Consider the following 23,086-nt stretch of genomic DNA (forward strand, 5'->3'; position numbering starts at 1 on the left):
CTCAGGCTCCTTTATTCGCCGCGACTTTCTCACCAATCTTAGACAGGGGTTCTTGCAACGCCTGAATAGTACGGCTCAATTTAGCAGCATCAGAGGCTTTCAGTTCTGCGGTGTAATATTTGTAACCGCCGGGGACTGAAGGATCACGATAGGTTTCCAGCATAACGTGCACGGCAGCGAACTGCGCGGCAACCTGTCTGGTCAGCGCCGGATCGATTTTTTCCAGCCCCGGTTGCAGGTAAGCGAACGCCTGTTGCGCACCTTCTACGTTACCCGCGAAATCAACCAGATCGAAGTGGCTGAAGGCTTCTTCCTCACCGTTGATTTTGGTGTTCTGCACTTCTTCCAGCAGATCTGCGGCACCGTTCGCCAGATCTTCAGGTTTGTAAGTCAGCGCTTTGGTCAGGGTGTCGAGCTGTGCGACGTTTTTCTGTAATTCGGCAGCCAGCTGTTTGGTTTCATTCGTGATTTTACCCTGACCGAACAGGTCACGCTCAATGGCGTGGAATCCATGCCAGCCTGCTTTCGGGTCAAGGTTAGACGCACGCATGTCGATCAGATAATCGAGGTTACCGGCGTTGTCCGTCGCTTTGAAGCCCGGCAATACAAACCCGCTCACATCAGATTCAATACGTTCGTAGAAAGGACGCGCTTTCGCGTAATCGGCTTTCGCTGTAGCAAGATCTCCCGCATCAATATCCGCTTTCAGGCGGTTCACACCGACCACCATCGCATCCACCACGCCATTCACATAAGTGGCGTAATCTTTGGTACCCTGCGCCAGAATGGTCCCGGCGCTGCCCGCAGGTTGTGTGGCGCTTTTGCCGGTGACGGTAAAGTCGGTCATTTCATGTTGCGCGCCCGGACAATAGATTTGATATTTGCCGCCGTCGAGAGTCAGGGTGAATTTCACCGTCGGCAGGCCGGGTGCCAGATTCTCTTTTTCGCCCAGAATACGATCATTGCTCAGCAGCTCTAATTCCGTGATGGCGGTTGCCGTTTTGTTCACCACATTGAACGTCACCGGCCCCGCTTTCGCTGAATTATGGTCAACCACACACGTACCGCCGTTGTCTCCGGTCATGGTGATATTCACTTGTGAAACGCCATTTTTTACCGCTGCCTGCGCCGCATCAGCCGGTGCTTCCACTGAAAACATCAGCAACGCCGCCAGGCCCGCCGTGGTCATCAGAGATTCTTTTTTCTTAAAATTCGGTTTACGCATGAATTTCATTTCCTTTATTTATTTTTTGGCAAATTGGTGTGTAGTTGAGAACCGAATGACAGGCTGTATTCACCCGCAGCGGCCAGCCTTTCATTACGGTGTTTCAGGAGAACCCGTCGTGCTGAGAAAACAAAAATCAGGGCCAGCGCGGCCAGAATGACCGGCAACATATATGCCCAGAAACGGTAGGTATCTTGTGCGATTTGCAGTTGTTGCAGGGCATCAGAAACGGTCTGCTGATACGCCCCGCTCACCTGCCAGTTGCAGGCTGAAGCGGCCGCCGTCGGATGACGAACGGTGATGGTTCGCGGGGATTGCAGGCCGCTGCCGGAAAGCGTGATCAGCTCATCTGCCCGGGCACTGGCCCCCAGCAACACGCCCTGCGCCACAGAGGCCTGAACAGTGCAACTGACCGACCACTGCGCCTGATAAGGCCCCGGATGCATCGCCGGATTCAGACCAATGGGAATACGGTTGCCATAGAATGCCACCAGTTGATCAAGCGTCAGAACGGCAGGCGCATCCGCAGGCGTAAAGCGAGATTTGGTTTGCCATTCGCGGGTTTGCAGGCCGCCATGATGACCGGCAATGGCGGCGCTGGCGGGCAGAACGGTCACCCTCACGTTGCCGTCCGCAGGCGTCACATTCAGCTGATAGCCGTTCGTATCAGACAACAGTTTTACCTCACCCGCCGGTGCGGTGTTCCGGGTGTCATTACTTACCAGCGGTGCGCTGGCAGGCAGTTGCAGTGTGTAGTTTGGGTAAAAAAGGCGCAATCCCACTGCTGACACGACCATCACACCGGCAAATGCCAGCCGCAGCCGCGCACCGTTAATCGCGGAGGGACGGCGGTGTGCAGGCCAGTAAATCAGCAGCGACACAATGACAATGTAGAGCAGCCAGGCGACAGTCTGGATCAGGTTCGGATCCGGCGGAATGCCCAGCACGCCGGTAATCAGCGCTGAGCGGACAGTGCCCGGCGGCACCAGCCAGGCGAGATCCGCCACGCGCTGCTGCCCGATATTCAGCCAGCCCGCTTCGTGTGCTGTCAGCAACGCGTTAATGATTAATCCGCCTGCGACCAGGATCAGGAACAACCCCGTGAAGCGGAAAAAGCGCGAGAGATTGATGCGGATGCCGCCGAAATAAATGCCACAGCCGATGCCCACCGCCACCAGCAGGCCGGTTACCGCGCCGGCCGCCGCCCACATGGCTGACTGCGCTACCGAGAATGTGGCGAGCAGAAACACGCTGGTTTCAAAGCCTTCTTTCAGCACGGCGAGAAAAGCCATACTCGCCAGCGCCCGGGCGCCTGACTGGCTTATCGCCTGCGCGGCTTCGCTTTCCAGCTCATTTTTCATGGTGTGAGCGTGGGTGTTCATCCACATGATCATGCCAGTGACAAAGAAAACAGCGATCAGGCCGATCACCGACTCCATTCCTTCCTGACTTGCCTGCGGTAACGCGCGTTCGGTCATCTCCAGCGCCACGCCGACCATCACCGAAAGCATCAGCGCCAGCCCGACGCCCATCCACATCGCGAAAAGGCTTTTACCGTTTTTGCGTAAGAATGCCGCAATGATCCCGACGATAAGCGCCGCTTCCAGACCTTCACGAAGACCGATAATAAATGTGGCTAACAAAGGGCAAACTCCAGGCAACAAGACGCATTATCAAATCATTAATGATAATTGATATCAGTTGACTGAACGCCAGGGAAGAAATGGAGTATGAGGATTTGCAACAGAGTGCTGGAGAAATATGAATATGATGTAAAGCGTGGTTTATTTGTAACCAAATAAAAAATTCACTAAAAAATAGCCGCTGGCTGACAACAGTACAGAAAATGCTGACTGATATTCTGTCCTGTTCAGACCTGACTTTTGCGCTTAAGACAGATAATTTGCCGCACGGATTCACGCAAACTGATGGTACGGAATATATCGCGCATCATCGACACATCGGCCTTTAATCCGCGCAACCAGCCCATTTTAGCGGCTTTATACGGGCTGATAACGCCCTGCCAGCTAACGACCTGCACGCGCAATCCGGCGGCAATCCACTGCTGATTAATCCAGACTTCCAGCCCGAAATGCGGTAACCGGCGGATGGCTGCGAGATGCTGCGCGACTAACTCGCGCGCAAACACCCGTTCACCGGAAATATAATCCAGCCCGATAAACCGCCAGATCCACGGGCTGTTGCCCCTCAGGCTTATCGAGACCTCCGCCTGATGCGCCATCACCGGCCTGATGAGCGCGGTTATATCGTCATAACTCAGCCCGACAAGATCCGCATCCAGCATCAGCAGATGGCTGCCCGTTGCTGCGGCAATGCCTTCGGCAACGGCATAACTTTTACCGCGATTTTCAGGCAGGCTGATCACCCTGACGTTCTTACCCTGCGCGATTTGTGCGGTGTTATCGGCGGAGCCATCATCCACCACGATAATCTCCCGCAGTAAAGGATGGTTCTGCACCACATCCAGCACCCTGCCGATGCGGCTGCCCTCATTGTGTGCCGGAATAATGCAACTCACCGTGATCATTGTTTAGACTTAAGCCAGATAACACCGGTGACGGCCAGCAGGATGAACAAACCCAGGGATACCCAGGCTATCCAGTTGTTCACCTGTGCGATGATATCGCCGAACATCCAGCCGATACCCAGAAGAAACAGGCTCTTGGGAACAGCCGCGATGATGTTATAGAACAGAAAAGGCACCAGCGGCATGCGCGCCATGCCCGCGCCGGTCAGCACCAGTGCGCCAGCGGAATGAGTCAGTTTGGCCAGCACCAGCAACCGCCCGCCTTTGCGGTCAAAACTTTTCACCATTTTTTCCAGTCGCGGCTGGGTCAGCCCGAGACGGGCCAGCCAGGCGGGCGGTTGGCCGTCAGCTTTGATCACCCAGCGCCCGAGCGAGTAAAAAATAATATCCCCGAGCACTTCCCCGACCATCACCACGGTCAACATGGCGGACAAACTGAAATAGCCGAGACGAACGAAGTAGCCTGCAATCACCGTCACTACCGGCCCTTCAAGGATAGCCAGCGGCGTCATGATCAGCAGGCCGTGGGCTCTGATAAGCGTTTCGAGTGTTTCAAGAGAAAACATACTGTCCTTATTTCCCCGACGGCTGGCTGGCAGATGCGGGGTGTTTTTTATCTACGTGCCTTTCACCTAAAACAGTGCCCCGCCACGTAAAGCCGCGCCCGGTCCAGCACCATAACCACAAGGCGGGCAGCAGGATATCGCGGATGCACATTGCCAGAATATCTCTCAGCTGATGCGGCCAGCCGAGCGCTTTGGCCAGCCCCCATTCACCGCCATACCACAGCACAAAAAGCACCGGCAGAGCAAACAGTGGCAAATCACCGCGGGCAGTCAGCCACAGCACCGCCGCCAGCACGGGCAAGAAACCAATGATAATTTCAGGCACAAACAGCCAGAAAAAACCGGCACGGCGGATACGCGCCCAGCGCAGTTGTCTGCTCCAGACCGCTTCCAGACTGCGATGCCCGATGGGCTGCGCAAAAGGCTGTGCGGGTAAACGGACTTTCAGCCCGGCGCGGCGCACCAGTTTGGTTGAGGCGACATCTTCCGCCAGCTCACTACCCAGTGCCGCCATTCCGCCGCCATTATCAAGCACCTCGCGCCGCCAGCACAACGTTTTCCCCTGCGCAAAGCCGTTACCGAGAAAATCCGACAAATACTGCCAGCGCGCCTGATGCGTGTTCAGCATGGCGGCTTCCACGGCACCCCAGAAATTCTCCGGGATCATCCCGACTGCCGGAGAACTCACCAGTCCGGTTTGACTGTCAAAGGTATTCATCAGTGAACGCAGATAATCCGGCGGTAACAACAGGTTGCTGTCTGCCATGGCCACCACGCCTGCGGTGGTATGACTCCAGGCTTTATTAAGATTGTTCACCTTCGGATTGGCGGATATTTTGTCATCGCCAGTCAGCAGGCGTGCAGGCTTATCAGGGAATTCAGCCATCAGCTTTTCCACCAGCGGGATCACCGGATCAAAGCGTGACGCCACGCAGAACACAATTTCGTAAGCGGGATAGTCCTGATAAAAACTGGAGCGCAGTGTTTCCTCTTCAAAGGCGTTATATCCGCACAAAGGCCTGACCAGCACGATAAATTCCGAGGTTTCATGCGCTTCATCGCGCAGGATACCGCGGCGCATTCGCCACCAGGCGATCAACAGAGAGGAAAACTGGAGGGTGATCAGTACACTGCCCAGTGCGGCGATCACTGCGGTGTTCAATACCATGACGATGCCCCTTCATTCAAAATATCTGCGATGAGAATTCCAGACTTCCGGCAGTCAAAACGCCATCCTACAGGCGTTACGTTAAGGAATTCTTAAAGGGGAAACGGGGCACTGCGGAAGAAATAAAGGAGTGAGTACGGGCATCCGTACTCACGTGGGTTTTTATCGCTATTATTTCGAACGGCTAAAACCTATTTCGCCCCTGCCACAGCTTCGCGGGCAAGTGCAGTAATACGATCGTAATCACCGCTTTCCAGCGCATCGGCTGGCACCAGCCAGGATCCGCCGATGCACAGCACACTTTTCAGCGCCAGATAATCGCGGTAATTCGCCAGTGAAATCCCGCCTGTCGGGCAAAAACGCACCTGCGGGAACGGACCACCGATCGCCTGCAATGCTTTCACCCCGCCGTTAGCTTCCGCCGGGAAGAATTTGAATTCGCGCAGACCGTGATCCAGACCCAGCATCAGTTCAGAAACGGTACTGATACCCGGGATCAGCGGAATGGAACCGGCGGTCGCGGCGGCAAGCAATTCGTCTGTCAGCCCCGGACTGATGGCAAACTGTGCGCCAGCGTCGGTGACATCTTGCAGTTGCTGCGCATTCAGCACAGTACCCGCGCCCAAAATCGCCTCCGGCACATCGCTGGCAATGGCACGAATGGCGTCCATCGCACAGGCGGTACGTAGCGTCACTTCCAGCACACGAACACCACCGGCCACCAGCGCTTTCGCCAGCGGAACCGCCTGTTCCAGTTTATTGATAACGATGACCGGCACAACCGGCCCCGCCGTCAGAATGTGTTCTGCGCTTGTTTTCCAGTTTTTCATTCTTGTCTTCTCATCCGTTTCGATAAATTAAAAAGTAATGCAGCAGGCGCCCTGTTCCGCGCCGGAAAGCTGGCTGCGCAAGGCACTGAACAGCTCACGGCCACAACCGATATGTTCTGCGCTCAGATCAGGCTGATACGCTTTTCGTTCAGCCAGTTCGTCAGCATCAACACGCAATTCGAGTTCGCCGGTTCGCCCGTTGACGCGAATAATGTCGCCGTCACGCACTTTTGCTAACATGCCGCCGCTGAAAGCCTCCGGCGTCACGTGGATAGCAGAAGGCACTTTGCCGGAAGCGCCGGACAAACGACCGTCGGTGACCAGTGCGACACGGAATCCGCGATCCATTAATACGCCAAGCGGCGGCATCAGTTTATGCAGCTCAGGCATGCCATTGGCCTGCGGCCCCTGAAAACGCACCACCACCACACAATCGCGGTTCAGCTTACCGGCCTCGAATGCCGGAACAATGTCATGCTGGCTTTCAAATACCACCGCAGGGGCTTCGATAATCTGATTATCCGCAGGCACCGCCGAGGTTTTCATCACCGCACGCCCGAGATTACCCGACAACACTTTTGTGCCGCCGTGATGCTCAAACGGCTGTTGCACGCTGGCAATGACGTTTGTGTCGAGCGAATGCTCTGCGCCTTCGCGCCATGCCAGTTCGCCGTTTTCCAGCCACGGCTCCTGCGTGTAACGGTCTAATCCGAAACCAGCCACGGTGTTGACATCCTGATGTAACAGGCCATTTTTCAGCAATTCGCGCACTACCAGTTGCACGCCGCCCGCCGCCTGAAACTGGTTGATATCCGCCGGGCCGTTCGGGTAGATACGGCATAACGAAGGCACCGCATCGGACAACTCAGAGAAGTCATCCCAGTTGATGACAATGCCTGCCGCACGCGCCATAGCGACCATGTGCATGGTCAGATTGGTGGAACCGCCGGTGGCTAACAGCGCAACAATGCCGTTCACCACGGTTTTCTCATTCACCATCTGACTGAGCGGCTGATAGTTGCCGGTGGTTTCGGCCAGACGGGTGACCTGACGTGCTGCCGAGTCGGTCAGTGCATCACGCAGCGCGCAATCCGGCGGCACAAACGATGCACCCGGCAGATGCAGCCCCATCACTTCCATCACCATCTGATTGGTGTTGGCGGTGCCGTAAAATGTACAGGTGCCGATGCCGTGATACGACGCGGCTTCCGCTTCCAGTAATGCCTGACGGTCTACTTTGCCTTCGGTATAAAGCTGACGGATACGCACTTTCTCTTTGTTCGGCAAACCGGTACTCATCGGCCCGGCGGGCACAAACACCGCAGGCAGATGGCCGAATGACAGCGCCGCCATCACTAAGCCCGGCACGATTTTGTCGCAGATACCCAGATACAACGCCCCGTCGAACATGTTGTGTGAAAGGCCGATGGCCGCCGACATGGCAATCACGTCGCGACTCATCAGCGACAACTCCATGCCGTCCTGCCCTTGCGTGACACCGTCACACATTGCCGGTACGCCGCCCGCCACCTGACCGACCGCACCCACCGATTTCAGTGCGTCTTTCAGGCGTTGCGGGTAATGCTCGTAGGGCTGATGCGCCGACAGCATGTCGTTGTAGGCGGTAATAATGGCGATATCGCTGCGCACCATATTTTTCAGGGAATTCTTCTCATCCGGCTGACAGGCGGCAAAGCCATGCGCCAGATTGCCACAGGCCAGTTGCGCGCGGTGAACGGTTTGCGAACGGGCAGCATTCATACGCGCCAGATAGGCTTCACGGGTGGATGCGGAACGGTTGATGATCCGCTGCGTGACACGGGCCACGGTGTTGTTAATCATAATGTTGTCCCCTTTCTTAAAGCATCGTGAAAGCAATCATGCCGATGATCCCGCCAGTCGTGCCGAGCAGGGTTTCCATCACCGTCCAGGTTTTCAGCGTTTGCAGTTCGCTGGCACCGGTGAACTTGCCGAATAACCAGAAACCGGCATCGTTCACGTGGCTGAGCACAATGGAACCGCCGGTAATGCAGATGGCGAGTGCGGCCAGCTGACCGCCGTTGAGCCCCATCTGATGGGTTACCGGCAATACCAGCCCGACAGTGGTCAGACAGGCCACGGTGGCTGAACCCTGAATCACCCGTACCACTGCTGACAGTGCAAAACAGGCCACGGCAATCGGTAAGCCGGTGCCGATCATCGCGTCACCAATGGCCGGGCCGACGCCGGAATCCACCAGAATTTGTTTGAATACGCCACCCGCACCGGTCATCAGCAGGATGATCCCGGCGGGCTGAACGGCGGCTGAGCAAATGGCCAGCGTCTGTTCGTTGGTCATGCCGCGTGGTTTTGCCAGCCCGTAAATGACAATCAGGCAGGCAATCAGAATGGCGGTAAACGGATGGCCGATAAACTCCAGCCAGTCGTGCAATGGCGTACCCGCCGTGACAAAGCGTGCGCCGATGGTTTTCATTCCCACCAACACCAGCGGACACAAAATCAGCGCCAGACTGAAACCGAATGACGGCAGGTTATCTTTGTTGAGCGTCGGGGCATTTTCTTCAACAGGCATCGGCCAGCTGACATGACGGCTGATAAAATTGCCGTACAGCGGACCGGCGACCAGCATGCCGGCAATCGCGGCCACCAGACCGATGGCGATCATCCAGCCAAAATCGGCATTCATCTGCGACGCCAGCAGCATCGGGACCGGCCCCGGAAGCAGGAAACACGCCGCTGCCGCGACACCGGCAAATAACGGGATCGCCAGCCTGACGATGTTGCCGTCAGTACGGCGCGCCACCGCGAACACGATGCCAATCAGCAGCACAATCGCCACATCGAAAAACAGCGGCAAGGCGCAAACCAGCCCGGCAATCCCGAGAGCATAATGGGCTTTGTTTTTGCCAAAACGATTCAGTAAATGGGCCGCAATTTGGTCAAGTGCGCCGACTTCATGCAGGATCTTGCCGAACATCGCCCCCAGCGCCACCACAATCGCCAGAAAACCCAGCGTGCTGCCCATGCCTTTCTGCATGGTGTCGGCAATGGTATTGACCGGCATGCCGGAGAAAATCCCGGCGGCAATCGACACCAGCATCAGCGCGACGAACGCGTGCATACGCACTTTCATCACCAGAAAAAGCAGCAGCAACACGGAGCCTGCTGCAGTACCGACTAAAGTTACTGTATTCACGCGCAATGCTCCTGTTGCTGAAAACTACGGATGTGTTGCAGGGTCTCTGCAATCACCGCATCAAGCGGCTGATGAATGCCGATGGTGATCACGTCACTTTCTTCAGCGCCAGGTTGTTCGAGTGCTGCAAACTGTGAGATCAGCATCTGCGATTTAAAAAAGTGCCCTTTGCGTGCGGCCATGCGTTCTTCGATGACCGGGAATTCACCCTGTAAATAGATGAAAGACAGGTTGGCGTTACCTGCGCGCAGACGATCGCGGTAACGTTTTTTCAATGCCGAGCAGATGATGACCGACACATTATTGGTACGCTGCATGGCAAACGCGGCATCATTGAGGGCGGCCAGCCACGGCGCGCGGTCGTCATCATTGAGGGCGTCACCGGCGGCCATTTTCAGGATATTACTGCGGGGATGTAAGAAATCGCCGTCAAGAAAACCGGCGGAAAGCTGGTGTGCCACGGCGTTGGCGACGGCTGATTTTCCGCTGCCTGATACGCCCATAAACACATAAATTCGGTTCTGATCATTGTTCACGGTTGCGCTCCTCGACTGGTTAAAAAACGCGAAAGACGGGTCAGTGGTTTTATTCGTTATGTCCACACTGTTCATGTTTATCCGCAATGTTACCGGTAACATGTTATCGGTAACATTATCAGAGGCTTTTTCACGCGTGACAATCTGCCCGTGCAGGGGAAAAGCATAAATGTGATCTGCTTCAAAGTTAATTATTAGCAATGAAACATATTTCGGACGGGGGTTAACAGATGGATAACATGCGCAGGCGAAACGAAAAGTATGTGATTGCTATTACTGTGTACAAAACCTCCGGCACAAAAGACTAAAAACCGCACCGGTTGCTTAATTTTTTCTTCCCTCCTTGTAATTATTGACTTCCTTGTCTATTACTAAATGGCAGTGATAACTCACTCTTTTAAACAGTGAGTTATTGATTAACAGGGTTTCACTAAATAAACAGCTTTCTATTACTTTCCTTCAATTTACTGGGCAATTTAAAATCTGAGGATTACATGAAAATATCTAAAGCTCTGCTGGCAGTGGCTGTGATGGGCTGTGTCTCTTTCAGCACTTATTCTGCTGAATTAATGAAGAAAATAGATTTTGAAAAAGTGGCTTCTGAGTATACCAAAGTCGGCTCTGTGACCACCTCAAATAAAACCTCGCAGTCCGGCGCCATTGAAGATCTTTCTAAGAAAGCCGATAAAAAAGGCGGCGATGTATTTGTATTAACCTCCGGTAATACCAACAATAAAATTCACGGTACTGCTGACGTTTATAAGAAAAAATAAGTATTTTGTTTTCTGCACAATAAGCAATAAAAAGAAGCCTGCAAATTTGCGGGCTTTTTAATGGACGATTATGCTGCTGTCGGCTCCGCTGATGCTGGTTATTATCGGGCTGGGATCGTTTGCCGTGCGCGAAAACCATTCGCTGACAATTTTAAAGGAAGGCAATATTCCGCCGGTGCCCTGCACCCTGATTGCGCTGGTGAACGGCGAGTCATAAAAAAATCCACGCTTTCACGTGGATTGAGTTTTGCGGGAAACCGGATGTCAGAAAGGCCTGATTATCGCCAAAATACCAATGAGGATCACACCGACAATAATTACCGCGCTGGCGTTGCGCACCAGCGCGAAATCTTTCACCGGCTGACCGGTGGCGCGACGACGTAAATCGCCGGAAAGCAGCCCGTGCAGCGCGGAGAGAACCAGCACCACCACCATTTTTATCAGCAGCCAGGCATGGGGGAATTTGCCATAACTGACGATCATCACGATGCCCGCCACCCACAACAGGATCATCGCCGGGCTGGTGACACTGCGCGTCCATTTGCGCACGGTTTCCAGTAACAACGTCTGCCCTGCACTTCCCGCAGTACCGGATGTCCGCGAACAGGCCATCGATACCAGCGCCATCGCCAGCATGCCGCCAATCCACAATACGCCCGCAATCACGTGCAAGGCGTTGAGCCATTCATGAAGCATTTTTATCCCTCCGGAAGTTAACAATAATTCTGCCTGCCGCAGATGACCTCAACCTGCTGTCTCTCCACAACTTTTAGCGGATTATGGCGGTTTCCCACACGAAAGGCACGGTTAAGTCGTCACTTTTTCTTATTCTCAGCCGGTGTTTACATTGAGTAGGTAGACTGGTATACCTACAAGCAAGATGAACAACACGAGTAAAAAAGATGTCCACCACAGACTCCTCTCCTGAAAGCGCCCGCGACCGGCTTCTCGGTGCCGCCCGGGTTCTGTTTTATAACAACGGCATTGCTGCGACCGGGATTGACGCAATCATCAAACGTGCCGGTGTCGCCAAAAAAAGCCTCTACAACAATTTCGAATCCAAGGCCGAACTGGTCGCGACGTACATTGAAATACGTCATGACGAATGGCTGGAGCTGTACGCCCGGCGTGTTGAAAAAGCTAAAACACCGAAAGAAAAAGTGCTCGCCGTGTTTCAGGCGTATGACGATCACGCTGAATTTGCCTATGAACACGGCTTTCGTGGCTGCGGGTTACTGAATGCCGCCGCCGAACTGCCCGCCGGAGCGCCCGGCAGGCAGGCCGTGCGCGGGCATAAAGAACATGTTGAAGCTATCGTGACTGCGCATCTTCTCGAACTGTTCCCCACTGACGAGGCCAAAGCCCGCCTGATGGCGCGGCATTTTTCATTTTTACTGGAAGGCGCGATTTCGCGTGCAGGTCTGGAAGGCAACGGTCAATGTGTCCGTCAGGCGATGGACATGGCGACCTCAATGATGGAGGCGCCATGACGATAACGCCTCGTGAACGCATGACGGGCGTACTCGCCGTGGTATTTGCTTCCGTTCTGTGGGGATCGACCGGCACGGCGGCGACATTTGCGCCCGACGTCAGCCCGCTGGCGATCGGCGCAGTGGCCATGGGGCTGGGCGGATTGTTGCAGGCGCTGATTTCCGCCAGAAGGATAGTCACCAGCCGGGTAACTCTGGTGAACAACGCACGCATGTTATTTACCGGCGCACTGGCGGTCGCAGTTTATCCGCTGGCGTTTTACGCCTCGATGCACCTGGCGGGCGTCACGGTCGGTACCGTGATTTCCCTCGGTTCTGCGCCGCTGTTATCCGCACTGATTGAATATTATCTCGACGGACAACGTCTCACCCGCCGCTGGATGACCGGCGCCGCCATTGGCGTGGCGGGTATGGTGTTACTTTGCGTCGGTGAAAGTGGCAGTCACTCCACCGCCGGTCAGGGCGACCACGCGATAGCCGGTGTGGTACTCGGGCTGATTGCCGGACTGACCTACGCGCTTTATGCCTGGGCGGCGCGTCATTTAATGCAGCGCGGCGTCCCTTCCCGCGCAGCAATGGGCGCCACGTTCGGGCTGGGCGGTTTACTGCTGATGCCGGTGCTGTGGGTGACCGGCGCGCCCCTTCTGGCGTCATGGAATAACGCCGCGGTCGGCGCGTACATGGCGCTTATCCCGATGTTTGTCGGTTATGTCTGTTTTGGTTATGCCCTGGCACGCATTCCGGCCAGCATGGCCACCACCATCACCCTGCTGGAACCGGCGGTCGCCGCCGTGCTGGCGGTGGTGATTGTGGGCGAACGCCTGCCGCCGCTGGGCTGGACAGGTATCGGGCTGGTGGTTGCCTGCCTGATTTTTATCACCGTGCCGCTGAAAAGACGCGCAACCTTACCGGTTTCTGCCTGAAAAAATGGCTCCCGCAGGAGTACCCGCAGGAGCCATTTTTGTCTTCATTGCTGCGGCAGATTACACCGCCGCAGGCGCGGTCAGGGAAGCCATATCAATCACAAAACGATAGCGCACATCGGCTTTTTCCATACGCTCAAACGCTTCGTTAATTTCATCCATGCGGATCATTTCACAATCCGGCAGAATGTTTTTCTCAGCACAGAAGTCGAGCATTTCCTGCGTTTCACGGATGCCGCCGATTGGCGAACCGGCCACGCGACGACGGCCTAACAACAGCGGTACGGTGTTGAATTCTTCCATCGGCCCGACCTGCCCGACCAGCACCAGCGTACCGTCCACATCCAGCAACGGCAGGTACGGCGTGACGTCATGTTTGACCGGCACGGTATCGATGATCAAATCAAAATGATCGTGTGCCTGCGCCATCGCGTCACTGTCGGCGCTGACCAGCAGACGGCTTGCACCTAATTCCAGCGCATCGGCTTCTTTGGCATTTGAACGGCTCACCACCGTAACATCTGCACCCAGACCGACCGCCAGTTTGACCGCCATATGGCCCAGACCGCCCAGACCAATCACGCCCACACGGCTGCCCGGCCCGACGTTCCAGGTTTTCAGCGGCGACCAGGTGGTGATACCGGCGCACAGCAGCGGCGCGGCTTTGGAGAGATCTAACCCTTCCGGCATACGCAGACAAAACTCCTCGCGCACCACTAAATGCTTGGAGTATCCGCCCTGCGTCGGCTCTTTGGTGAAACGATCATAACCGGCGTAAGTCCCGGTGTTACCTTCGCGGCACAACTGTTCTTCACCTTTTTTACACTGATCGCATTCCTGACAACTGTCTACCATGCAACCGACGGCAACATGATCGCCCGGTTTGTAGCGGGTGACGCCTTTACCGATACTGGTGACACGTCCGACGATTTCATGGCCGGGAACAATCGGATAATAGCTCCAGCCCCAGTCATTTCTTGCGGTATGTAAATCGGAATGGCAAACGCCGCAATACAGAATTTCCATTGCGACATCGTTATCACGCAGGCCGCGGCGTTCAAACGTAAACGGCGCCAGCGGTTTTTTAGGATCGTAAGCAGCAAATCCAACAGTTTTCATCAGTAAACTCCTGAGTCGTTAATGACCCGTTAACTATAGAATTTACCGCCGAAGTCACAAGCCACAGTCCTCCTGAATCCTTGCCTGATCCTGTTCAGTTTATTTCTTAAAGCTGCCAAACATTTTGTAGCGCCCGCCCGGATACAACAACCGTGCGCAGGTCACCACTTTTTCATGATGCCAGGTGCGGCGCAGGGTTTGCAGGCACGGCTCGGTCTGATGAATATTCAGCAGGCGCTGTTCGTCGTGGCTGGCCATCACCGCTTCAATGGTATGTTCGCCCGCCGTCAGCGGTGCCAGTTGGGTCAGATAGGCGAAAGGCGTGGTTTTAGTGAAATCCTGGTGTAAATACAAGGGGGCGATGTCCGGATTCACCAGCCGGTCTTCCAGTTGCACCGGAATGTCATTTTCGTAATGCACAATCACCGAATGAAACAACACCACGCCGGGCAGCAGCATAAATTTCATCGCCATGCTGTCACCGGCAATTTGCTTACCCAGTTGCAACACGCGGGAGGTATGAAAGTGCCCGCGGCTCTTAATTTCGTCAGAAATGTTATTCACTTCCAGCATCGGCGTGAACGCTTTCATTTCATTGACAAAGGTGCCGACGCCCTGCAAACGCAGCAGATAGCCCTCCGTGGTTAACTCGCGCAGTGCCCGGTTTATGGTCATCCGGCTGAACCCCAGCTCGGCGACCAGTTCACTTTCTGACGGCACGCGCTGATGCGGTTGCCAGTGTCCGTGCAGGATCTGATTAATGATCCCCTGTTTCACCTGCTTATACAGCGGAGAAGGCTCGTCTCCGGCATCCGCAATGACTTCTGATAGCGTTCTGTTTGATGACATCATTCCTGCCTTGTATGTCGCACGGCGCACGGCGGCTGGCGTATTTCACCGGACGTTATTTACCGGACGTTATTTGCCGGTAAACGCCGCCTGCTCTTTCGCCGCCAGTGCACGCATGCCTTCGCTGCGGTCGTCACTGGCCGCAATCAGGGCCGACAACGAACGTTCATAACTGATGCCCGCCGTTAAGCCCATATCGAAACTCGCCAGCACGGCTTTTTTGGCCATCTTAACGGCGAGCGGTGCGGCACGGGAAATATTCTGCGCAATCTTTAACGCCTGTTCCGTTAACGTTTCCGGCGTGGTGACACGGCTGATCAGTCCGGCGGCCAGCGCTTCTGTGGCGGTGATTTTTCGCCCGGCGAGGATGATTTCCATCGCCAGTGATTTCCCCACCGATTTAACCAGCCGCTGCGTGCCACCCGCGCCGGGGATAATCCCGATGTGCGTTTCCGGCAGCCCGATGATGGCCGTGTCATCGGCAATCACGATATCGCACAGCAACGCCAGTTCCAGCCCGCCGCCCAGTGCATAACCGGATAACGCCGCGACAACCGGCGTTTCAATGGCGGCAATCTGATCCCACTTTTCACTGAAACCGCTGGTGTAAAGGGCTATCGCTGAGGCGGTGGCCAGCGTGCCGGTATCGGCACCCGCAGCAAACGCACGCGCGGAGCCGGAAATCACCATCGCGCGGATCTGTTTATCACCGTCCAGTTCGCGCATTTTCTCCAGCAATTGCGTCAGCATTTCTGCACTCAGCGCATTAAGTTTTTCCGGCCGGTTAAGAATGATATGCGCCACGCCCTGATGACGTTCACAGCGGATAAGTTCGCTCATGGTTTTTGCATCCCGCTGATGGCAAGGATTGTGGCGTTTCGGTGCGCGAGACCTTCTTCAATAGCCTGCGCCGTCCACGGATAAAACCCGGCGCCGGTTTTGGTGCCCAGATTGCCCTGCTCAATTTGCGCCAGCAACCACGGCGGCAGCTCCTCGTCGCGCGATAAGGCTGGCAGTAATATCGCGGCGACATTTTTCACCGTGTCCAGTCCGGCAAAATCCATCAGCTTCAGCGGCCCCATCGCCGACCAGCGCGGGGCGAGCGTACTTTGTACAGCGAAGTCCACGTCTTCGATGCTGGCAATTCCGGCTGTGACCAGATGCAACGCCTCACGCAGCATGGCGTATTGCAACCGGTTGACGATAAAACCCGGCGCTTCTTTATGAATGGTCACCGTCTGTTTACCCAGTTGCTGACAAAGCGCATCGGCCTGCTGACGCGTATTTTCATGGGTTTGCGGTCCGCAGACAATTTCCACCATCGGCATCACATCCGCCGGATTAAACCAGTGCAGGCCGATAAAGCGCGACGGCACCGCCAGTACGCTGGCAATCTGCCCGACCGGGACGCTGGAGGTGTTGGTGGTCAGCAGACAGTCGTCGCTGACATGTTTTTCGATCTCCTGGAAAATCTGCTGCTTAAGCGCCAGCACCTCAGCGATATTCTCCGAAACAATCTTCGCGCCTTTCAGACATTCCGCCATGGACGTCGTAAACGTGACCGACGCCGTCAGCCCGGCGTCGATACTGTCGATCACTTTGGCCGCATTGTGCAGCGAGTTTTCAGTGCGTGAATAAAGCGCCACCTTAAAGCCGCTGGCGGCAAATACCGCAGCAATCCTCGCGCCCATCGTGCCCGCGCCAATGACTGCAACCTGCGTTGGTTCCATATTATCTGCCTCCGGTTAAATGACGCCCTGTTGCGCAAGTGTGTCCATCTCCTGCGAAGACAGCCCCAGTTGTGCACTGAGAATGGCGCGGGTGTGCTCGCCAAGCTGTGGCGGCATTAAATCGGGTAGCTGGTTCATGCCGCTCAGCTTCACGGGCTGCGGTAAGATACTGATTTCACCGGCGACCGGATGCATCACCTGATGCAGTAATCCGCGTTCGGCGGCATGCGGGCTTTGCAGCAGTTCATCCAGCCCCCAGACCGGTGCGGCGGGAATACCACCGGCATCGAGCAGGGCGAGCGCCCCGGCCACCGTTTTGTCGTGCAACCACTCTTCAATCAGCACCCGTAATTCGTACTGATGTTTCAGGCGCTGCGGATCCGTCGCAAAGCGCGCATCCTGTACGATTTCCGGTTTGCCAATGGCCTGTGCCAGACGGAGGAACAGGCTGTCATTGGCGACGGCAATCACCAGATAACCGTCTGCCGCACGGTAGCTGTCCATGGGGGCGCTGATCGGATGTGCATTGCCCAGTCGCCCGGCCAGCGGCATACCGCCCAGCAGTTGTGTCAGCGAGACCATTTGCATCGACACCATCGCATCAAGCATCGCGACATCCACATGTTGCCCGAGGCCGGTAATGCCCCGTTGCAGCAATGCCGCCAGAATGCCCCACGAACAGTACAGACCCGACACCACATCACCAATCGCATCCCCCACCCGCGTCGGTTCGCCGTTCGCCCAGCCGGTGACCTGCATAATGCCGCCCATCGCCTGGATCACATGATCGTAAGCGGCTTTATGCGCCAGCGGTCCCTGCTGCCCAAAACCGGAAATACTCGCATACACCAGCTTCGGATTGATCTTCTTTACGGCGTCATAATCAATGCCCAGGCGGGTGGTCACACCGGGCCGGAAATTTTCCACCAGCACATCCGCACTTTCGATCAGTTGCTCCAGCACGGCCCGGCCTTGCGGTGATTTGAGGTTCAGCGTCAGGCTTTTTTTGCCGTGATTAAGCAGCATGAAATAGGTGCTTTCGCCATTAACATGCGGAGTGAAATCACGGGAATCGTCGCCTTTACCCGGCATTTCAATTTTGATCACTTCCGCACCCAAATCATTGAGCAGCGAAGCGCAGTAAGGCCCGGCCAGCACGCGGGAAAGGTCGAGCACTTTGATCCCTTCCAGCGGCCGGGATGTCGCTGATACACTCATGCGGTTTCTCCCTCAACGGTGTCTGCGAAAATCAAAGGTGTCAGCGCGCGCAAGATATCGCCCTGTTTGATGAGCTGGCGGATGGCCAGCATATCCGGATACATTTCCTCGTCACTCTGCCGGAAGGCCACCTGCTCACGCACCAGAGACAGCACGGTTTCCGTGCCCGCCGAGGCGCGCAGTGGCCGGTGGAATTCCACCGCCTGCGTGGCACACAGGATTTCTATCGCCACGATATCAATGGCATTTTCAACGGCATCAATAGCATTGCGTGCCGCCGTCACGCCCATGGAAATGTGATCTTCCTGTCCGGCACAGGTGGACACGGTATGCACACTGGCCGGTGCTGCCAGCGCACGGTTTTCCCCTGCCAGCGCGGCCGCTGCATACGGCGGGATCATCATCCCTGAATGCGCCCCGCCATTGGCCACCAGAAAAGCCGGCAATCCGCTGAGATGGCTGTTCGTCAGGCGGTCAGAACGGGCCTGCGAACCGGTGCTGAGTTGCGCAATGGCAATCGCCAGCGCATCCAGACACAGCGCCACCGGCGCACCGTGCCCGTTGCCCCCCGGCAGTACATTCAGCTCGCCGTCTTCGACCATAAACACCGGATTATCCGTGACAGAATTCACTTCCGTGGTCAGCGTTTTCAGGCAATAACTCAGCACATCCCGCGCCGCGCCGTGCATTTGCGGAATACAGCGCAGGCTCAGCGCGTCCTGCACGCGAAAATCACGGTATTTATCGAGGATCTCACTGTCACGCAGTAAACTGCGCAAAATCCGCGCGGTTTCCTGCTGACCGTCGTGCGGGCGCAGCGCATGAAGGCGGGCGTCATACCCGCGGATGTTTCCCTTCAGCACTTCCAGACTCATGCCACCCGCGGCATCCGCCACCGGCAGCAATTCGCGGAAAGTTTCCGCCGCCAGACAACCCAGCGCAGTGATTTCATACGTACCGCTGACCAGTGCATGGCCTTCGCGCGGGCCGGGAATGCGCACGGCAATCCCCGCCCGTTCCAGGGCTTCCCGTGCCGGTAACAGTTCGCCCTGATAGAACGATTTTCCATAGCCGAACACTGACAGCCCGATATGTGCGGTGGCAATCAGATAGCCGACCGACCCTTTGGCGGGTGACCACGGCGTCACCCCCTTATTGAGCATATCGGCCATCGTCTGCACCAGCGCCGGGCTGACGCCGCTGAATCCCTGCAACAGGGATTTCATCATCACCGCCATCATCGCCCGCACTTCATGCTGCGCCAGAACCGGCCCTGTACCGCAGGCATGGCTTTTCAGCATATTGAGTTGCACGTCGGAAATTTGCTCCGGCGACAGGCGCTGAGTGACCAGGTCGCCCACGCCGGTGGTCAGGCCGTAAATCACTTTATTGTTATCAATCGCCTGCCTGATTTTCTCGTGCACGATCAGCATGGCGTCCGATGCTGACGGGTCCGGCAGCACCTGCGCCCCGTAAGCGATATCGGCGATGTCACGGACGGAGGTTTCCGCCGTGCCCAAGATGACAGTGCGCGTCATCATTTATTCAGCCCGTGCCCGGTCAGCCACTCTTTTGCCACAGCATCCACGCTTTCGAAATTCGCCAGTTTGCCGTTCATCACGATCAAATCGCTGGTGGTCAGTTGCCTGGACACATTGTTCAGCGTGGTTTCAACCACCTCGCTGGCTTTGTCTTTTGCAATCAGCGGCACAATGTTTTGCGCCGGGAATAAGTGTTTGGAATCTTCCAGTGCCACCAGATTCTTGGTTTTCATCGCCGGATCGGTTGAGGTCATATCCGCGACCTGAATCTGATTGTTGGTCAGTGCTGACAGCGTCAGCGGACCCGCGACGTCGAGCACTTTGAAGTTCTTAAAGGTCAGGCCGTAGACTTCGTTCAGCCCTTTCACACCTTCACGACGGGTTTTCCATTCAGCCGGACCACCCAGTACCAGCGTTTTCGCCACCGGCGCCAGGTCACTGATATCTTTCAAATTGTATTTTTTGGCAGTTTTTTCAGTCACTGCCAGCACATCGCTGTCCTGCGCTGATGAAATATCCAGCATTTTGATTTTCTCAGGCAGCGCTTTCGCCAGCGCCGCCGCCACATCTTCAGCAGAATGCGCCTGGGTTTTTTCGTCGAGATAACTCAGCGTGGCACCGCTGTATTCCGGGATCAGGTTGATTGAGCCGTCAAGCAGCGCAGGCATATACACCTCACGGCTGCCGATATTAAGTTTGGTTTCCACCTTGACGTTTTTCGCCGCCAGCGCCTGCTGATAAATAGTGGCAATCAGCTGGCTTTCCGGGAAGTCCGCCGAACCGATAATAATGGTGCCACCCGTCTCAGCGGAGAAAGCGGCAGGGGCGTGCACGACGGCAGCAGAAAACAGGGCAACGGCGAGCAGATTTTTCAATTTCATTTTTGTCAGGCTCCGGAATGAGTAAGTAGATAATTCAGTTATTCGATAAAGGAATTGTTTTTTTACGGCGGCGTTCACGCTGCCGTAATCCTGGTGAAACAATGAAACGAATTAAAAAAGAGAAAAACACATCAACCAGTAACGCTAATATTCCCACCATAAAAGCACCCGCAACCATTTGCGGATAATCGTTCTGCGCACGGCCATCAATAATCAGCCGTCCTAACCCCCCAAGCGAAACATACGCAGCAATCGTAGCCGTAGACACAATTTGCAGCGCAGAGCTGCGGATGCCGGATAATATCAGCGCCATTGCACAGGGTATTTCCACCGTCAGCAGTAATTTCAGCGGTGAATATCCCATGCCGGTTGCGGCGTCAATAATCGCCGGATTAATCGCCCTGATGCCGGAATATACCCCCATCATGATGGGCGGTAATGCCAGAATGATCAGCACAATCAGACAAGGCACAATAAAAGCCAGGTCTGATTCAAATACCGGCCCGAACAGAATTACCAGTAAAATGATCAACCCGAATGAAGGCAATGCGCGCATGGCATTGGCGCTGCCGATTAATAACATCGCGCCTTTGCCGGTATGACCGACATAACATCCAATCGGGAAAGCAATAATCACCGCAATAAACAACGCTTCAAAGCTGTAAATCAGATGCTGAAATATCAGCACCAGCAAGCCGTCATCGTTGAGCCAGTGACCGGAGTCCAGCAACCAGTTAATCATTTCGCATTCCTTTTCGGTTGCCAGGTGGTCATTTTATTGCCGGTGCGCAGCACCAGATTATCCAGCAGCAGCGCCAGCACAATGCACAGGAAAATACCGGCAATAATCGGCGTCAGAAAATGTAGCTGGAAACCCTGGGTAAATAACGCCCCCAACTGCGGCATGCCGACCAGTGCTGAAATCGACACAATACTGACGTTCGATACCACCACTACCCGCATACCTGCGGCGATTACCGGCACAGCCAGCGGTAATTCCACGCTCAGGAAACGCTGCAAGGGCCGGTAGCCCATGGCGACAGCGGCCTGATGGGTTTCATGTGGAACAGAATCCAGCCCGTCGCACACGGTACGGATCAGCAGCGCAAACGCATAAAGTGTCAGAGCCACCACGACATTCACGGTATCCAGAATTTTCGTGCCCAGCAGACCGGGTAATAAAACAAATAACGCCAGGGAAGGAATGGTATAGAGCAGTCCTAATATATTGAGAATGCCGTCTTTAAATTTTCCACAGCGGTGCAAAATACCCCCGACCGGAATAGCCAGTGCCAGCCCGATTAATACCGGAATAACAGACAGGTAAACATGCCAGCCGAGCAGCGTTAATATATTTTCCCGCTGCTGAAATAACCAGTCAAAACGCATGGTATTACCTCACAGCACGGGAATGAGAAAGTGAAAACACCTGTTCGATATTTGCCGTACCCATAAAGCGCTGCTGTTCATCAACCACGATACCGCGCTGACAGGGAGAACTTAATACCGAATCCATTAACTGACGCAGCGTGCCATTTTTCGGCGCAAAGGTGCTGCCGAGATTAATATCTTCCGGATCCACGGTGGTTTTATTTTGTGTCACATCATACCAGCCGAGCGGACATTCATTTTCAACCACCAGTAACCAGGCACTTTCTCCGGCAAGGGATCGGGCTTCGCTGACGGAAATACCTGGCGCGATCACAGGTTCTTTCGTCAGGCTGATATTATCAGGGATCATATCGAACGAAAGTTTGCGGTATCCGCGGTCACGGCCAATAAAGTCAGCGACAAACGCATCCCCGGGTTCATTAAGTAATTTCACCGGTGAGGCGATTTGCGCCAGACGACCACCGGGGCGGAAAACCGCAACCTGATCGCCTAATTTCATCGCCTCATCAATATCGTGCGTGACCATAATAATGGTCTTGCCGATTTCACGTTGTAATCTTAAAAACTCATCCTGTAACTGTTCGCGCACCACCGGATCAACGGCGCTGAAAGGTTCGTCCATCAGCATAAATTCCGGGTCCGATGCCAGCGCACGCGCCACGCCGACCCTTTGTTGCTGACCACCGGACAACTGCCACGGATAGCGCTCCGCCATCGTCAGCGAAAGCCCGACCATTTCAAGTAATTCGAGGGCTTTTTTACGCGCTGCCGTGCGTGTCGCACCGTTGAGCAGCGCCGTGACTGCAATGTTATCCTGCACGGTTTTGTGCGGAAACAGCCCAGCGTTCTGGATCACATAGCCTATTTTGCGGCGCAGTTTAACCAGATCCATCCCGGCGGTCGGCTGTCCGTTCAGCAAAATGTTGCCTGAAGACGGCTCGGTTAACCGGTTGATCATGCGCAGTGAAGTGGTTTTTCCGCAGCCCGAAGGCCCGACCAGCATAGTAATTTGTCCCGTCGGCGCACTGAACGACAGCCTGTCTACAGCCACCGTCCCATCTGCGTAAAATTTGCTTATGCTCTCAAATGAAATCATTACGT

24 protein-coding genes are annotated in these 23,086 nt (G+C 55.2%); 4 read left to right on the forward strand and 20 right to left on the reverse strand.

What is annotated here, in order from left to right:
- Position 1: 1 nt before the first annotated feature.
- The 9 genes from efeO to gntK all read right to left on the reverse strand — a co-directional run bounded on the left by efeO (position 2) and on the right by gntK (position 10,069).
- Entirely contained in the window at positions 2-1,225 is a 1,224-nt protein-coding gene (gene efeO / locus GW591_RS06845; RefSeq protein ID WP_119261686.1) for an iron uptake system protein EfeO, read from the reverse strand.
- Positions 1,226-1,239: 14 nt separating this feature from the next.
- The gene (efeU, locus tag GW591_RS06850) at positions 1,240-2,868 is read right to left on the reverse strand and encodes an iron uptake transporter permease EfeU (protein WP_121019288.1); all 1,629 of its coding nucleotides are present in this window, start codon (positions 2,866-2,868) and stop codon (positions 1,240-1,242) included.
- A 227-nt stretch (positions 2,869-3,095) separates the two neighbouring features.
- Positions 3,096-3,773 carry a glycosyltransferase family 2 protein gene (locus tag GW591_RS06855; protein WP_166860384.1) on the reverse strand — a complete coding sequence of 226 codons (678 nt, stop codon included), beginning with the start codon at positions 3,771-3,773 and terminating at the stop codon, positions 3,096-3,098.
- Entirely contained in the window at positions 3,770-4,339 is a 570-nt protein-coding gene (locus GW591_RS06860) for a DedA family protein (RefSeq protein WP_166860386.1), read from the reverse strand. The genes GW591_RS06855 and GW591_RS06860 overlap by 4 nt, the downstream gene beginning before the upstream one ends.
- A gap of 7 nt (positions 4,340-4,346) precedes the next feature.
- Positions 4,347-5,507, reverse strand: a complete 1,161-nt coding sequence (locus tag GW591_RS06865; protein WP_112198390.1) for a ceramide glucosyltransferase — start codon at positions 5,505-5,507, stop codon at positions 4,347-4,349.
- A 191-nt stretch (positions 5,508-5,698) separates the two neighbouring features.
- Positions 5,699-6,337: a bifunctional 4-hydroxy-2-oxoglutarate aldolase/2-dehydro-3-deoxy-phosphogluconate aldolase gene (locus GW591_RS06870; protein ID WP_112198389.1), complete on the reverse strand. Its 639-nt coding sequence runs from the start codon at positions 6,335-6,337 to the stop codon at positions 5,699-5,701.
- Positions 6,338-6,364: 27 nt separating this feature from the next.
- Positions 6,365-8,179: a phosphogluconate dehydratase gene (edd, locus tag GW591_RS06875; protein WP_166860388.1), complete on the reverse strand. Its 1,815-nt coding sequence runs from the start codon at positions 8,177-8,179 to the stop codon at positions 6,365-6,367.
- Between the two features lie 16 nt (positions 8,180-8,195).
- A complete protein-coding gene (gntU, locus tag GW591_RS06880) occupies positions 8,196-9,533 on the reverse strand; it encodes a gluconate transporter (protein ID WP_166860390.1) in 1,338 nt (445 codons plus the stop codon).
- A complete protein-coding gene (gene gntK, locus GW591_RS06885; protein ID WP_015689980.1) occupies positions 9,530-10,069 on the reverse strand; it encodes a gluconokinase in 540 nt (179 codons plus the stop codon). Before gntK ends, gntU begins: the two co-directional genes overlap by 4 nt.
- A gap of 494 nt (positions 10,070-10,563) precedes the next feature.
- On the opposite strand from gntK, the gene yahO reads away from it, so the two are divergent.
- Positions 10,564-10,842 (forward strand): DUF1471 family periplasmic protein YahO, encoded by a 279-nt coding sequence (gene yahO / locus GW591_RS06890; protein WP_013575662.1) that lies wholly within the window; start codon positions 10,564-10,566, stop codon positions 10,840-10,842.
- A 70-nt stretch (positions 10,843-10,912) separates the two neighbouring features.
- Positions 10,913-11,059 carry a hypothetical protein gene (locus tag GW591_RS06895; protein ID WP_013575663.1) on the forward strand — a complete coding sequence of 49 codons (147 nt, stop codon included), beginning with the start codon at positions 10,913-10,915 and terminating at the stop codon, positions 11,057-11,059.
- A gap of 47 nt (positions 11,060-11,106) precedes the next feature.
- Here the strand turns inward: GW591_RS06895 and GW591_RS06900 are convergent, their stop codons facing one another.
- Entirely contained in the window at positions 11,107-11,538 is a 432-nt protein-coding gene (locus GW591_RS06900; protein WP_134705671.1) for a CopD family protein, read from the reverse strand.
- Positions 11,539-11,744: 206 nt separating this feature from the next.
- Between GW591_RS06900 and GW591_RS06905 the strand changes: the two genes are divergently transcribed.
- Positions 11,745-12,332 carry a TetR/AcrR family transcriptional regulator gene (locus GW591_RS06905; protein ID WP_166860392.1) on the forward strand — a complete coding sequence of 196 codons (588 nt, stop codon included), beginning with the start codon at positions 11,745-11,747 and terminating at the stop codon, positions 12,330-12,332.
- Positions 12,329-13,255, forward strand: a complete 927-nt coding sequence (locus GW591_RS06910; protein WP_119261689.1) for a DMT family transporter — start codon at positions 12,329-12,331, stop codon at positions 13,253-13,255. Before GW591_RS06905 ends, GW591_RS06910 begins: the two co-directional genes overlap by 4 nt.
- Before the next feature lie 60 nt (positions 13,256-13,315).
- Here GW591_RS06910 and GW591_RS06915 read toward each other — a convergent pair whose 3' ends face one another.
- From GW591_RS06915 to GW591_RS06960, 10 genes are all read right to left on the reverse strand, one after another.
- Positions 13,316-14,374, reverse strand: a complete 1,059-nt coding sequence (locus GW591_RS06915) for an NAD(P)-dependent alcohol dehydrogenase (RefSeq protein ID WP_013575667.1) — start codon at positions 14,372-14,374, stop codon at positions 13,316-13,318.
- 99 nt (positions 14,375-14,473) lie between these two features.
- Positions 14,474-15,223, reverse strand: coding sequence for a histidine utilization repressor (gene hutC, locus GW591_RS06920; protein WP_015689984.1), 750 nt, complete (start codon positions 15,221-15,223; stop codon positions 14,474-14,476).
- A 69-nt stretch (positions 15,224-15,292) separates the two neighbouring features.
- Entirely contained in the window at positions 15,293-16,063 is a 771-nt protein-coding gene (locus GW591_RS06925) for an enoyl-CoA hydratase (RefSeq protein ID WP_013575669.1), read from the reverse strand.
- Entirely contained in the window at positions 16,060-16,953 is an 894-nt protein-coding gene (locus tag GW591_RS06930; RefSeq protein WP_112198448.1) for a 3-hydroxyacyl-CoA dehydrogenase family protein, read from the reverse strand. The genes GW591_RS06925 and GW591_RS06930 overlap by 4 nt, the downstream gene beginning before the upstream one ends.
- 15 nt (positions 16,954-16,968) lie before the next feature.
- Positions 16,969-18,171, reverse strand: coding sequence for a CaiB/BaiF CoA transferase family protein (locus GW591_RS06935; RefSeq protein ID WP_013575671.1), 1,203 nt, complete (start codon positions 18,169-18,171; stop codon positions 16,969-16,971).
- Entirely contained in the window at positions 18,168-19,712 is a 1,545-nt protein-coding gene (locus GW591_RS06940) for an HAL/PAL/TAL family ammonia-lyase (protein ID WP_112198449.1), read from the reverse strand. Before GW591_RS06940 ends, GW591_RS06935 begins: the two co-directional genes overlap by 4 nt.
- Positions 19,709-20,593 (reverse strand): ABC transporter substrate-binding protein, encoded by an 885-nt coding sequence (locus GW591_RS06945; RefSeq protein ID WP_119261693.1) that lies wholly within the window; start codon positions 20,591-20,593, stop codon positions 19,709-19,711. The genes GW591_RS06940 and GW591_RS06945 overlap by 4 nt, the downstream gene beginning before the upstream one ends.
- A 34-nt stretch (positions 20,594-20,627) precedes the next feature.
- Positions 20,628-21,335: an ABC transporter permease gene (locus tag GW591_RS06950; RefSeq protein WP_013575674.1), complete on the reverse strand. Its 708-nt coding sequence runs from the start codon at positions 21,333-21,335 to the stop codon at positions 20,628-20,630.
- Positions 21,332-21,982 carry an ABC transporter permease gene (locus GW591_RS06955; protein ID WP_015689989.1) on the reverse strand — a complete coding sequence of 217 codons (651 nt, stop codon included), beginning with the start codon at positions 21,980-21,982 and terminating at the stop codon, positions 21,332-21,334. The genes GW591_RS06950 and GW591_RS06955 overlap by 4 nt, the downstream gene beginning before the upstream one ends.
- Before the next feature lie 4 nt (positions 21,983-21,986).
- Positions 21,987-23,081, reverse strand: coding sequence for an ABC transporter ATP-binding protein (locus GW591_RS06960; protein WP_013575676.1), 1,095 nt, complete (start codon positions 23,079-23,081; stop codon positions 21,987-21,989).
- Between the last annotated feature and the right edge of the window lie 5 nt (positions 23,082-23,086).

Source organism: Rahnella aceris, from assembly GCF_011684115.1.
GTDB lineage: Bacteria > Pseudomonadota > Gammaproteobacteria > Enterobacterales > Enterobacteriaceae > Rahnella > Rahnella aceris.

What these genes read in the sequence shown, in the direction of transcription:
- GW591_RS06915 (WP_013575667.1), bottom strand. Translation starts at nt 14,374, where the DNA reads ATGAAAACTGTTGGATTTGCTGCTTACGATCCTAAAAAACCGCTGGCG.
- GW591_RS06905 (WP_166860392.1), top strand. Translation starts at nt 11,745, where the DNA reads ATGTCCACCACAGACTCCTCTCCTGAAAGCGCCCGCGACCGGCTTCTC.
- GW591_RS06860 (WP_166860386.1), bottom strand. Translation starts at nt 4,339, where the DNA reads ATGTTTTCTCTTGAAACACTCGAAACGCTTATCAGAGCCCACGGCCTG.
- edd (WP_166860388.1), bottom strand. Translation starts at nt 8,179, where the DNA reads ATGATTAACAACACCGTGGCCCGTGTCACGCAGCGGATCATCAACCGT.
- hutC (WP_015689984.1), bottom strand. Translation starts at nt 15,223, where the DNA reads ATGTCATCAAACAGAACGCTATCAGAAGTCATTGCGGATGCCGGAGAC.
- GW591_RS06955 (WP_015689989.1), bottom strand. Translation starts at nt 21,982, where the DNA reads ATGCGTTTTGACTGGTTATTTCAGCAGCGGGAAAATATATTAACGCTG.
- GW591_RS06925 (WP_013575669.1), bottom strand. Translation starts at nt 16,063, where the DNA reads ATGAGCGAACTTATCCGCTGTGAACGTCATCAGGGCGTGGCGCATATC.
- GW591_RS06945 (WP_119261693.1), bottom strand. Translation starts at nt 20,593, where the DNA reads ATGAAATTGAAAAATCTGCTCGCCGTTGCCCTGTTTTCTGCTGCCGTC.
- GW591_RS06935 (WP_013575671.1), bottom strand. Translation starts at nt 18,171, where the DNA reads ATGAGTGTATCAGCGACATCCCGGCCGCTGGAAGGGATCAAAGTGCTC.
- GW591_RS06950 (WP_013575674.1), bottom strand. Translation starts at nt 21,335, where the DNA reads ATGATTAACTGGTTGCTGGACTCCGGTCACTGGCTCAACGATGACGGC.
- GW591_RS06960 (WP_013575676.1), bottom strand. Translation starts at nt 23,081, where the DNA reads ATGATTTCATTTGAGAGCATAAGCAAATTTTACGCAGATGGGACGGTG.
- efeO (WP_119261686.1), bottom strand. Translation starts at nt 1,225, where the DNA reads ATGCGTAAACCGAATTTTAAGAAAAAAGAATCTCTGATGACCACGGCG.
- GW591_RS06855 (WP_166860384.1), bottom strand. Translation starts at nt 3,773, where the DNA reads ATGATCACGGTGAGTTGCATTATTCCGGCACACAATGAGGGCAGCCGC.
- GW591_RS06930 (WP_112198448.1), bottom strand. Translation starts at nt 16,953, where the DNA reads ATGGAACCAACGCAGGTTGCAGTCATTGGCGCGGGCACGATGGGCGCG.
- GW591_RS06940 (WP_112198449.1), bottom strand. Translation starts at nt 19,712, where the DNA reads ATGATGACGCGCACTGTCATCTTGGGCACGGCGGAAACCTCCGTCCGT.
- GW591_RS06870 (WP_112198389.1), bottom strand. Translation starts at nt 6,337, where the DNA reads ATGAAAAACTGGAAAACAAGCGCAGAACACATTCTGACGGCGGGGCCG.
- GW591_RS06900 (WP_134705671.1), bottom strand. Translation starts at nt 11,538, where the DNA reads ATGCTTCATGAATGGCTCAACGCCTTGCACGTGATTGCGGGCGTATTG.
- yahO (WP_013575662.1), top strand. Translation starts at nt 10,564, where the DNA reads ATGAAAATATCTAAAGCTCTGCTGGCAGTGGCTGTGATGGGCTGTGTC.
- GW591_RS06895 (WP_013575663.1), top strand. Translation starts at nt 10,913, where the DNA reads ATGCTGCTGTCGGCTCCGCTGATGCTGGTTATTATCGGGCTGGGATCG.
- GW591_RS06865 (WP_112198390.1), bottom strand. Translation starts at nt 5,507, where the DNA reads ATGGTATTGAACACCGCAGTGATCGCCGCACTGGGCAGTGTACTGATC.
- GW591_RS06910 (WP_119261689.1), top strand. Translation starts at nt 12,329, where the DNA reads ATGACGATAACGCCTCGTGAACGCATGACGGGCGTACTCGCCGTGGTA.